The organism is Streptomyces pathocidini, assembly GCF_001418495.1.
Taxonomy (GTDB): domain Bacteria; phylum Actinomycetota; class Actinomycetes; order Streptomycetales; family Streptomycetaceae; genus Streptomyces; species Streptomyces pathocidini.
The window spans coordinates 1-10,635 of the sequence record NZ_LIQY01000419.1 but is presented as its reverse complement, the minus strand read 5'-3'; the positions used below and the strand labels follow the sequence as shown (position 1 = coordinate 10,635).

At 70.4% G+C, this 10,635-nt stretch carries 10 protein-coding genes, 1 other RNA gene and 1 pseudogene; 2 read left to right on the top strand and 10 right to left on the bottom strand.

The features are described 5' to 3' along the window. The 6 genes from AOK16_RS19315 to ftsE form a co-directional block, all read right to left on the bottom strand. On the bottom strand, positions 1–1,187 hold a 1,187-nt coding region (locus tag AOK16_RS19315), incomplete at its 3' end, for an MFS transporter (protein ID WP_055473467.1). A gap of 284 nt (positions 1,188–1,471) precedes the next feature. Beyond that, positions 1,472–1,841, bottom strand: a transfer-messenger RNA (tmRNA) gene (gene ssrA, locus AOK16_RS25920). Between the two features lie 147 nt (positions 1,842–1,988). Beyond that, on the bottom strand, positions 1,989–2,468 hold the full coding sequence (gene smpB / locus AOK16_RS19310) for an SsrA-binding protein SmpB (RefSeq protein WP_055473466.1): 480 nt from the start codon (positions 2,466–2,468) through the stop codon (positions 1,989–1,991). A gap of 18 nt (positions 2,469–2,486) precedes the next feature. Next, on the bottom strand, positions 2,487–3,746 hold the full coding sequence (locus AOK16_RS19305) for a S41 family peptidase (RefSeq protein WP_055473465.1): 1,260 nt from the start codon (positions 3,744–3,746) through the stop codon (positions 2,487–2,489). Positions 3,747–3,814: 68 nt separating this feature from the next. Continuing rightward, a complete protein-coding gene (ftsX, locus tag AOK16_RS19300) occupies positions 3,815–4,726 on the bottom strand; it encodes a permease-like cell division protein FtsX (RefSeq protein ID WP_055473464.1) in 912 nt (303 codons plus the stop codon). 41 nt (positions 4,727–4,767) lie between these two features. Beyond that, positions 4,768–5,457 (bottom strand): cell division ATP-binding protein FtsE, encoded by a 690-nt coding sequence (gene ftsE / locus AOK16_RS19295; RefSeq protein WP_055473463.1) that lies wholly within the window; start codon positions 5,455–5,457, stop codon positions 4,768–4,770. 303 nt (positions 5,458–5,760) lie between these two features. Between ftsE and AOK16_RS19290 the strand changes: the two genes are divergently transcribed. Continuing rightward, complete coding sequence (locus AOK16_RS19290; protein WP_055473462.1) at positions 5,761–5,964, top strand: hypothetical protein; 204 nt, start codon at positions 5,761–5,763, stop codon at positions 5,962–5,964. A 213-nt stretch (positions 5,965–6,177) separates the two neighbouring features. Here AOK16_RS19290 and AOK16_RS19285 read toward each other — a convergent pair whose 3' ends face one another. Then, positions 6,178–6,894: an LPXTG cell wall anchor domain-containing protein gene (locus AOK16_RS19285; protein WP_055473461.1), complete on the bottom strand. Its 717-nt coding sequence runs from the start codon at positions 6,892–6,894 to the stop codon at positions 6,178–6,180. Between the two features lie 314 nt (positions 6,895–7,208). After that, a complete protein-coding gene (prfB, locus tag AOK16_RS19280) occupies positions 7,209–8,315 on the bottom strand; it encodes a peptide chain release factor 2 (RefSeq protein WP_055473460.1) in 1,107 nt (368 codons plus the stop codon). A 167-nt stretch (positions 8,316–8,482) separates the two neighbouring features. Between prfB and AOK16_RS19275 the strand changes: the two genes are divergently transcribed. Next, positions 8,483–8,683, top strand: a complete 201-nt coding sequence (locus tag AOK16_RS19275; protein WP_055473459.1) for a hypothetical protein — start codon at positions 8,483–8,485, stop codon at positions 8,681–8,683. Between the two features lie 138 nt (positions 8,684–8,821). Here the strand turns inward: AOK16_RS19275 and AOK16_RS19270 are convergent, their stop codons facing one another. Then, positions 8,822–10,069 (bottom strand): serine/threonine-protein kinase, encoded by a 1,248-nt coding sequence (locus AOK16_RS19270; protein WP_055473458.1) that lies wholly within the window; start codon positions 10,067–10,069, stop codon positions 8,822–8,824. A 187-nt stretch (positions 10,070–10,256) separates the two neighbouring features. Next, a pseudogene (locus AOK16_RS19265) lies at positions 10,257–10,635 on the bottom strand (serine/threonine protein kinase); the annotation flags it as partial.

Sequence of the window (10,635 nt, the reverse complement as noted above, 5' to 3'; positions counted from 1 at the left end):
CCGCCGAGCGCGCCCACCGCCCCGATGAGCCCCATCGCGGCGCCCGACAGCCGCCGCCCGTACGCCGCCGCCTCCTCGCCGGACAGCCCGCGGGCCAGGGCCTTGGCCTGGAAGATGCCCGGGATCATCTTGTACGTGGAGCCGTTGCCGAGCCCGGTGAGCACGAACAGCGCGATGAAGCCGGCGAGGAAGAGGGCCGGCGACTTCTCCAGCGAGGCGTGGATGACGACCAGGGTCGCGGCGGCCATGGCGGCGAAGTTCCACAGCGTGACGCGCGCCCCGCCGAGCCGGTCGGCGAGCCGGCCGCCGACCGGGCGGATCAGCGAGCCGAGCAGCGGCCCGATGAACGTGAGCGACGCGGCCTGCAGGGGCGTGCGCGCGAACTGGTTCTGCAGCACGAGGCCGAAGGCGAAGCTGTAGCCGATGAAGGACCCGAAGGTGCCGATGTAGAGAAAGGACATGATCCAGGTGTGCGCGTCCCGCAGGGCCTCCGGCACGGCGCCGGTGTCGTTCTTCACGGGCGCGAGGTTGTCCATCCGCAGCGCGGCGAGCACGGCCGCGATGACGACGAGCGGCAGGTAGACGGCGAGCACGAGCCGCGGCCGGGCCGCCCCGGCGGTGCCGATGACGAGCAGTCCGACGAGCTGGACGACGGGCACGCCGATGTTGCCGCCGCCCGCGTTGAGGCCGAGCGCCCAGCCCTTCTTCCGCAGCGGATAGAAGGAGTTGATGTTCGTCATGGACGAGGCGAAGTTCCCGCCCCCGACCCCGGTCAGCGCCGCGACCGCGACGAAGGCGGCGTAAGAGGTCCCGGGCTCCATCACGTAGGCCGCGGCGGCCGTGGGGAGCAGCAGCAGCGCCGCGCTGAGGACGGTCCAGTTCCGCCCGCCGAACCGCGCGACGGCGAAGGTGTACGGCACCCGCAGCACGGCTCCGACGAGGGTCGGCACGGCGACGAGGAAGAACTTCCCCGCCGGGTCGACCCCGTACTCGGGCCCCATGAACAGCACCATGACCGACCACAGGCTCCAGACGGAGAACCCGATGTGCTCGGAGAGGACCGAGAACACCAGATTGCGCCGGGCGATCCGCTCCCCCTTCGCCCGCCAGAAGGTCTCATCCTCCGGGTCCCACTGCTGGATCCAGCGGCGGCCCCCCTTGCGCGGTGCGGTCGTCATGGCAGTCATCACGCCTCCAGCGGGGTCTGCGTCCTTACGACCCGACGCTAGGAACCCGAGGTTTCGCCCCCGTGCCCGTGCGTGAAGCCCACGCAACCTTGCGCTCACCCGGGATCGGCCGGACTTGTGAGCGCTCCCCGCCCGCAGACGTTCCCCGCCCGCAGACACGAAAAAGCCCCGCCATTACGGCGGGGCCTTCCCTACATGGGGTAAGGGAGTCCGGGGTCATGCCCCGGACATGAGGTGGGCGAACCCGGCTCGCGCGGTTCGCGAGCACGGCCCACCCGCCCTACTCGTGGAGATGGCGGGAATCGAACCCGCGTCCAACGGTGCGGAACCAGGGCTTCTCCGAGCGCAGTCTGCTGTGCTTTTCTCGGCCCCGGCAGTCACACAGACAAGCTGCCGACGGGCTCAGTCACTGTTTGGTTTCCCTCTACGCCCCGTGACCGGGCTTAGAGGTTTAGTCCCCTAGCTGATGCCAGGATCCGGGTCGGGAACAGCCCCGGGCTGACACTTCGCAAGTCGCTACTTAGGCAGCGAGGGCGAAGGAATCGCGCTTGGTATTGGCGATTATTGTTTGCGACACGTGGTTTACGAGATCATTGCCGCTTCCTCGGCTCGCTTCTCCTGCTTCGACATCCGCTGTCGAAACCGATCATCCCCATGTTGTCCACTATGGAATTAGGTCCTGCTCAAGGTGTACCCGCACCCCGTGGAGTGCAGGACTCATCGTACGGGATCAACGCCCGCCCGTACCACCGTATTCCCATCGGCGGGAGGGCCCCCGAGAGGGCGCCCCGGCCGGGGCCGCTAGGCCCGCTGCCGCCGCCGCGCCGCCGAGATGGCGCGGTCTGCCTCGCGGCGGTCCTGCTTCTCGCGCAGCGTCTGCCGCTTGTCGTACTCCTTCTTGCCCTTCGCCAGCGCGATCTCGACCTTGGCCCGGCCGTCCTTGAAGTACAGCGCGAGCGGTACGAGCGTGTGCCCGGTCTCCTGCGTCTTGCCGATGAGCTTGTCGATCTCCGCCCGGTGCAGCAGCAGCTTGCGCTTGCGGCGGGCCGAGTGGTTCGTCCACGTCCCCTGGCTGTACTCGGGGATGTGCACGTTGTGCAGCCACGCCTCGCCCCCGTCGAGCTGGGCGAACCCGTCCACCAGGGAGGCGCGCCCCTGGCGCAGCGACTTCACCTCGGTCCCGGTCAGCACCAGCCCGCACTCGTAGGTGTCAAGGATGTGGTAGTCGTGCCGCGCCTTCTTGTTCTGCGCGATCAGCTTGCGACCCGTCTCTTTAGCCATAGCGTGGCCATTCTCGCACTACGCCCCGCCCCCGAGGCCACTCAATACCGTGCGGGCCCGCTCCTCCGCCCCTCCCTTGACGGCCAGGTCGGGGGCGATGCCCTCGCCGTCGACGCTGCGACCGGCGGGGGTCTTGTAGTGGCCGACGGTCAGCTCAGCGACCGAGCCGTCCGGCAGCTTGCTCGGCATCTGGACGGAGCCCTTGCCGAAGGTGCGGGAACCGACGACCACAGCCCGGCCGCGGTCCTGGAGCGCGCCGGTCAGCAGCTCGGCGGCGCTCATCGTGCCGCCGTCGACGAGGACGACGAGGGGGGTGCCGACGTCGCCGCCCTCCTGCGCGTAGAGGGCCCGCTGCCGGCCCTTCACGTCGTACGTGGCGACCAGGCCGCCGTCGAGGAAGGCGGAGGCGGCGGTGACGGCCTCGGTGACCAGGCCGCCGGAGTTGCCACGCAGGTCGAGCAGGATGCCGTCGCCCTCGGGGGCCTCGCGCACCGCGCGGCGCACCTGCTCGCCGGAGCCCTTGCTGAAGGAGTCGACCTTGATGCGGGTGGCGCGGTCCGCCGCGGAGCGGTCGGCGGTGACGGCCTCGGTGGCCAGCCGGATGCGGTGGAGTGTCTGCTGCCAGGTCCGGCCGTCGCGCTCGAGTCCGAGCCGTACGGGGGTGCCGGCGGCTGCGCTGCGGTCGGACGGCTTGTCGTCGCCGGACCCGGCCTGGGTGCCGCCCGCCTGGCCCTCGGCCTCGTTGCCATTCGCCGCCCCGGGGTTTCCGCCGCGCAGCCGGGAGACGACCTCGGTCACCGGCTGCCCGGTCATCGGCTCGCCGTCGATGGTCCGCAGCCGGTCGCCCACGGCGATGCCCGCGCGGTCGGCGGGGCTGCCGGGCTGGACGCGGGCGACCTCGATCCTGCCGCCGGGGCGACATCGCACCCACAGGCCCACGCCGACGTACTCGCCGTCCAGGGCCTGCCGCACGTTCTCGTACTCACGGGCGCTGTAGACCGCGCTCCAGCGGTCGCCGCTGCGGCTGACGACCTCCTCGGCCGCCTTGGACCCGGACTGGCCCTTGGCCATCGCCTCGCGGGCGGCCGCCGCGACCTCGTCCCGGTCCGCGGTCCCGGTCTTCGGGAGGGAACTCGCGGTGGCGTCGGTGGTGTTGTGCATCTCGTCGCCGAAGGCCCCGGCGGCGGCGCCCGTGCCCAGCACGGTCGCGAACACGAATGTCAGGGCTGCCCCGCGGCGAATGCTGCGGGGCCGGACGAACATCGACGGGCCCGACATGCCGGTGAGTCTAGGACAAGCCGAGGGCGCCGCACGGCAGGTTCTCCGTACGGCGCCCAGGGCATGTATCACACCTTCAGGTACTTGCGGAGCGCGAAGAAAGCCGCAAGGGCGGGCATCAGCAGGCCCACCGCCAGCACGAGCGGCAGCTTCGTCAACACCGCGTCCCAACCGATGAAGTTGATGAGGCTGATCTGCTGGGCGAGCCAGTTGTTGACCACGAAGTACTTGCCCGAGACCAGCAGCACGCAGGCCAGGCCGCCGCCGATGAGGCCCGCGATGGCGGCCTCCATGATGAACGGCATCTGGATGTAGAAGCTGGAGGCGCCGACCAGCCGCATGATGCCGGTCTCCCTGCGGCGGCTGAACGCCGACACCCGTACGGTGTTGACGATCAGCATCAGGGCCACCAGCAGCATCAGGGCCATCAGGAACAATGCCGCCAGGCTCATCACGTTGAGCAGGTTGAACAGGCTGTCCAGCACCTCGCTCTGGTCTTCGACCGCCTGGACGCCGGGCCGGGCGGAGAAGGCGGTCTTGATGACCTCGTACTTCTCCGGGTCCTTCAGCTTGACGCGGAAGGACTCCTGCATCTGATCCGGCGTCAGGGAGTCGGCGAGCGGTGAGTCGCCGAACTGCTCCTTGTAGTGCTTGTACGCCTCGTCCGCGGTCTCGAAGGCCACCTGGTCGACGACCGGCATCTTCTCGAGGTCGGTCTTGATCTCGCTCTTCTGGTCAGCGGTGACCGCGCCCTTGGCGCAGTTGGGGTCGCTCTCCGCGTCGTTCTTGTTGCACAGGAAGATGGAGACGTTGACCTTGTCGTACCAGAAGCCCTTCATCGTGCTGACCTGCTCGCGCATCAGCAGCGAACCGCCGAACAGGGCGAGGGAGAGGGCGACGGAGATGATGACCGCGAACGTCATCGTGAGATTGCGACGGAGACCGACGCTGATCTCCGACAGGACGAACTGGGCGCGCATGATGTCCTTTCAGGGGGGTGACAGCGGCTACGGCGGGACGCTCAGTGCTGGTAGCCGTACACACCGCGCGACTGGTCGCGCACCAGTCGGCCCTTTTCGAGTTCGATGACGCGCTTGCGCATCTGGTCGACGATCTGCTGGTCGTGGGTGGCCATGACCACTGTCGTACCGGTCCTGTTGATCCGGTCCAGCAGCTTCATGATGCCGACCGAGGTCTGCGGGTCGAGGTTGCCCGTGGGCTCGTCCGCGATCAGCAGCATGGGGCGGTTGACGAACGCCCGGGCGATGGCCACGCGCTGCTGCTCGCCGCCGGAGAGCTCGCCCGGCATGCGGTCGTCCTTGCCGCCGAGACCCACGAGGTCGAGGACCTCGGGGACGGTCTTGCGGATCTGCCCACGCGGCTTGCCGATGACCTCGAGCGCGAAGGCCACGTTCTCGCCGACCGTCTTGTTCGGCAGCAGCCGGAAGTCCTGGAAGACGGTGCCCAACTGGCGCCGCATCTGCGGCACCTTCCAGTTGGAGAGCCTGCCGAGATCCTTGCCCAGCACATGCACCGCACCGTGGCTGGCCCGCTCCTCGCGCAGCAGCAGCCGCAGGAAGGTGGACTTGCCGGAGCCCGAGGAGCCCACGAGGAAGACGAACTCGCCTTTCTCGATCTCCAGCGAGACGTCCCGGAGGGCGGGGCGGGTCTGCTTGGGATAGGTCTTGGAGACGTTGTCGAATCGGATCACGAAAGCACCAGGGTCGACCTGTAGAGGGGGTACGGGAGGCCCGGTTGCGGGATCCCGTCGGTGAGCGTGACCATACGCGAACCGGGTGCGGCCGCGCAGTCGGCGGTGGAGGTTGAGTGTTTGTTCACGGGACCTTCAGGCACAAAGCAGGCATGGGCCGCCAGGCCTTGGCCTGCGGGGCGAGCCGAATCGTGCGGATGCTGGCACAGTGGTAGGTGGGGGTGGCAGCCGGGAACCGGCGATCGGGGCCGCCGGGAACCATGGGACCTCCCGGCGCGTTGGCCACAGTGAGGAGGAGATCGCATGACATGCGACCGACTGGTGTGCGCCAACTGTGCGGCCCCCGTCAGCGAGGGACGCTGCCCGGTCTGCCGGGCCAGCAGGGCACGCCTGCAGCAGGAAGGGGGCCTGGCCGGGCTCTTCGCCGGGCTGTCCCCGGCGGCGCTGGTGGCGCTGCTGCTGATACTGCTGATCGCGGTGGCCGTCCTGGCCCACCAGGCGGCGTGACCGACCGCCGGCCGATGGTCACCGACCGTTGACAACCGATCGCTGATCGCGTCTGAGCGCGCCGAGTTCCCGCGTTTCCAGGCGGACCGAATCCCCTACGTTCCCACGCGAGGGGCCCCGGAGCGATGTGCGCTCCGGGGCCCTTCGTTTCACACGGTGCAGCTTGTTACCGCGCGGTGTAGCTCGTTACGCGGTGTAGTGCCGGTCCGCCGCTCAGGCGGCGGCCGCACCACCGCCGCGGTTGATCAGCCGCGGCAGCAGGCGGAAGCCCACCCCACCCGCGATCATGGTCGCGGCGCCGATCAGCAGGAACCCAGTCTGGTCGGAGGCGCCGGTCTCGGCGAGCTCCCCTTCCACGGCCTGGTTCTGCTGGTTCTGCTGCTGGCCCTTGGCCGAACCAACGCTGTTGGTGTCGGTCTGGACCAGCTGCTCTTCCGTGCCGCCGGCGGCGTCCTCACCGGTCGAACCGGCCGGGTCCGGGGCGTTGCCCGAGTCCCCGCCGTCACCGTTGTCGCCACCGTTGCCCGGGTTGCTCGGCTGGTCCGGCGTGCCCGGGTCCCCGGGTGTGCCGGGGTTGTCGGGCGTGCCCGGGCCCTCCGGCTGACCAGGGTCAACCGGGAGGTCCGGGACGTCCGGAAGCGGCGGGATGTCGCCACCCGGGTCACCGGGGTTGTCCGGGTCTGCCGGGTCCGTGACACCCGGGTCCGGGTTGCCCGGGAGCCCCGGGTCGTCCGGGTCGTCGCCCTCGCCGAGCGAGAGGTCGGCATCGACGCCCTTCTCGCCGACACCCGCGCCGACGCTGACGAGACCGGGAACCTCGAGATCGAGGTCCGCGGCCTGGGCCGCACCCGCGGCGGTCAGCGACGCACCTGCGGCGATCACCGCACCAGCGGCTATCCGCGCGACGCGCAGCCGCATCTTCTTAGTCATCTACCTGCTACCCCCAGTAGCTGTCTCGTAAATGGAGCAGCCATGCACCGAGCGGTGGTCACCTGGGGGTCGGAAAACGACTCGGAACGCTCAAGTCCCGTCCCGCCCCCGTACGCACGCGCATCAGACATGGCATGCCGCTGATCAGCTTTCCCACAATTCACAGCAGCGTCAAGGTCATTCCGAACGCTTTGCCGGGAATGGCGCGCTATGACGGGCGTTACCCACACAGGACTGTGACCAAAAAAGCAACTGCCGCTCGGTGAGCGGCAGTTGCTGTTGGCGTTCGGTAGGTGCAGCGACCGTGCGGCGGACTACTTCTGCTCGCTCTTGCGCCAGCGGATGCCCGCCTCCAGGAACCCGTCGATGTCGCCGTCCAGGACCGCGTCCGGGTTGCCGACCTCGTGGTCGGTCCGCAGGTCCTTGACCATCTGGTACGGGTGCAGGACGTACGAACGCATCTGGTTGCCCCAGGAGTTGCCGCCGTCGCCCTTGAGCGCGTCCATCTTCGCCTGCTCCTCCTGGCGGCGCCGCTCGAGCAGCTTGGCCTGGAGGACGTTCATCGCGGTCGCCTTGTTCTGGATCTGCGAGCGCTCGTTCTGGCAGGAGACCACGATGCCGGTGGGGATGTGGGTCAACCGCACCGCGGAGTCGGTGGTGTTGACGCCCTGACCGCCGGGGCCCGAGGAGCGGTAGACATCCACCCGCAGATCGGACTCGTCGATCTCGATGTGGTCGGTCTGCTCGACCACCGGCAGCACCTCGACGCCCGCGAAGGACGTCTGGCGGCGGCCCTGGTTGTCGAACGGCGAGATCCGCACGAGCCGGTGCGTGCCCTGCTCGACGGAGAGCGTGCCGTAGGCGTACGGGGACTGGACGGCGAAGGTGGTCGACTTGATGCCGGCCTCCTCCGCGTACGAGGTCTCGTACACCTCCGTCTTGTAGCCGTGCCGCTCGGCCCAGCGCAGATACATCCGCTGGAGGCGCTCGGCGAAGTCGGCGGCGTCCACACCGCCCGCCTCGGCGCGGATGTTGACCAGGGCCTCCCGGGCGTCGTACTCGCCGGAGAGGAGGGTGCGCACCTCCATCTCCTCGACGGCCTTGCGCACGGACTCCAGCTCGGACTCGGCCTCGGCGCGGGCGTCCGCGTCGTCCTCGGCCTCCGCGAGCTCGAAGAGCACCTCGAGGTCGTCGATGCGCCCCCGCAGCTCCTCGGTCCGCCGCAACTGGCCCTGGAGGTAGGACAGCTTGCTGGTGACCTTCTGCGCGTTCTCCGGGTCGTCCCACAGGGAGGGGGCCGCCGCCTGCTCCTCGAGCACGGCGATGTCGGCCCTCATCGCATCGAGGTCCAGGACGGCCTCGATCGACCCCATGGTCGAGGAGAGGGACTTCAGCTCTTCGGATACATCGACGACTGCCACGGGTCCAGCGTAACGGCTGTGTGCGACGGCCCCGCCCGGGAGCACTGGTCTCGGGAGAAATCCGTCCGCCGCTGTGTGCGGTTCCCCATATGGCCGCACAATAGGGGCACAGGAAGCATCGCTTCCCCGGCAGGACCCACAGTCTCAGCAGAACGAGGAGGGCCGCCGTGACCGAGAAGCACGAGGACGAGCCGACCGAAGCCAAGAAGCGCCCGGGGCTCCAGCTCCGCACCGGCACCGAGACGCCCATCGACCCCGAGGACCTGGTCCGCGTCTCCGGGCGGGACGTGACCCCCGAGCGCCTGGAGCGCGCCAAGCGCCTCATCGAAGAACAGGGCCCGGCCGCGGCCGAGCGATACCTCCCCTGACCCGCCTTCATCGCAACCCCCAGAAGAATCTGCCGGTGGACCCGCCCGGTTCGGGGGCGGCAACCGTTCGACGTTGAGTGAACGTCCGGCGACTTTCCGTGAGTTCCCGGCTCGCGGCGGATTTCGCGAGATTTTTTTCTAGGGCGCCGGGTGGTCGGCGTCGGAGCGCTCGACGCCCGGCGGGGTCGCGTCCGCTTCGTCGCCGCCCACCGCGAGCCAGCCCCCGACCCCCGCCGCCGCGGCGAGCACCGCGGCGGCGGCGCCGAGCCTGATCCGGCGCCGCCGCACGGCCTCGGCGCGGTGCCGGGCCATGCCCGGGCGGCGGTCGGCCGCCGAGCGCGGCACCCGGGCCGTGCCATGCGCCCCGCCCGAGAGCTCGTCGGCGCTGGGCACGCGCATGCTCGTGTGGGTGTCCCGGTTGGAGTCCGGAGCCGAGCCGTGCACCAGCGGCACGGCCGCGCGGCGCGGAGCGTCGGCGGGCGCGTACGGCTGCTCCTCGTACATCTCCTGGCCGGGGTCCGGGATGTCCGGGCCGGGCTCGTCCACGTCCAGCGGCGGCATCCCGGCGAGGTCGGGCAGCAGCTCGCGCAGCCGGCCCGCCAGCTCGGCGGCGCGCAGCCGCGAGGCGGGCGACTTGGCGAGGCACTGGACGAGCAGCTGCCACAGCTCGTCGGGGATGCCGGGCAGCGGGGCCACCGACTCCGTCACATGGCGGCGCAGGATCGCGCCCGGGTGCCCGCCGCCGAACGGCGTGAATCCGGCGAGCAGTTCGTACAGAACGGTCGCGAGGGCGTAGATGTCGACGGCGGCGCGCGGCGGGAGGCCCTCGACGATCTCGGGGGCGAGGTAGTCGGGGGTACCGATGATCTTCGTCGCGCGGGTGCGGCTGGGGGCGTCGACGAGCCGGGCGATGCCGAAGTCGGTGAGCAGCGCCGGGTGAGCGCCGCCCGGGCCGAGCGGGCCCTGCATGTCCAGCAGGACGTTCTCCGGCTTCACGTCGCGGTGCACGACGCCCGCGGAGTGCGCGGCGGCGAGCCCTTCGGCGACGTCGGCCGCGATGGCCACGGCGGCCTCGGGCGCGAGGCGGCGCTCGCGGTCGAGGCGGGTGCGCAGGTCGGTGCCGCGGACGAGGTCCATGACGAGCGCGAGGTCGTTGCCGTCCACGACGAGGTCGCGGACGGCCACCACGCGCGCGTGGGAGAGGCCCAGCAGGGCGGTGCGCTCCTGGACGAACCGGCCGACCAGCTCCTGGTCGGCGGCGAGGTCCTCGCGCAGCAGCTTGATGGCGACCGGGCCGTCGGGGCCCTCACCCAGCCATACCGTGCCGGCGGATCCCCGCCCCAGGACCTGGTGGGCGGTGTACCGGCTGCCGATGTTCCGTGCCAAGACTGCTCCGACGTGTCGTGTCCCCGGACCATCAGGGCCCGCAGAGGCTGGCGTTGGCGACAAAGCTACGCCCCGCGCGGCACCAACCGGCACTTCCGTGACGGAAATCCCCCCTCAGGTGTCGACAAATCGCCGGACTCGCACGGCTGTTGCCGGGTCCCTCCGTGCCTGCCCGCCGACGGGACCGCTACTGGGTGCCGGCTCCGCCACCGGAGTCGGACGAGCCACCGAGCTGCGAGACCCAGTCCTGGACCTGGGTGAACCAGTCGCCGACCGCTTCCCAGAAGGACTTGCCCTGGGCCACCCAGTCCTGGAGCGGGGTGAGTTCCCACACGGCCCAGGCGGCCGCCACCAGGATCAGGAGGGTGAACAGGCAACCCTTGAGGCAGCCGAGGCCGGGGATGCGCATGCGGTTGGGGTTGCGGCCCCGGGACTCCCGGCGCGGAGCCGGGGGCTCCGGCGGCGGCGCGTACCGCTGCGGCTGAGGCTCCTGCCGCCTGCGGGGCGGCTGCGCGGGCTGGGGCGGAGCGTCCGGGGCCGGGGCCGGACCGCCGTAGTCGCCCTGC

What these genes read in the sequence shown, in the direction of transcription:
- smpB (WP_055473466.1), bottom strand. Translation starts at nt 2,468, where the DNA reads ATGGCTAAAGAGACGGGTCGCAAGCTGATCGCGCAGAACAAGAAGGCG.
- ftsX (WP_055473464.1), bottom strand. Translation starts at nt 4,726, where the DNA reads ATGCGCGCCCAGTTCGTCCTGTCGGAGATCAGCGTCGGTCTCCGTCGC.
- AOK16_RS19290 (WP_055473462.1), top strand. Translation starts at nt 5,761, where the DNA reads ATGACATGCGACCGACTGGTGTGCGCCAACTGTGCGGCCCCCGTCAGC.
- AOK16_RS19305 (WP_055473465.1), bottom strand. Translation starts at nt 3,746, where the DNA reads ATGTCGGGCCCGTCGATGTTCGTCCGGCCCCGCAGCATTCGCCGCGGG.
- AOK16_RS19285 (WP_055473461.1), bottom strand. Translation starts at nt 6,894, where the DNA reads ATGACTAAGAAGATGCGGCTGCGCGTCGCGCGGATAGCCGCTGGTGCG.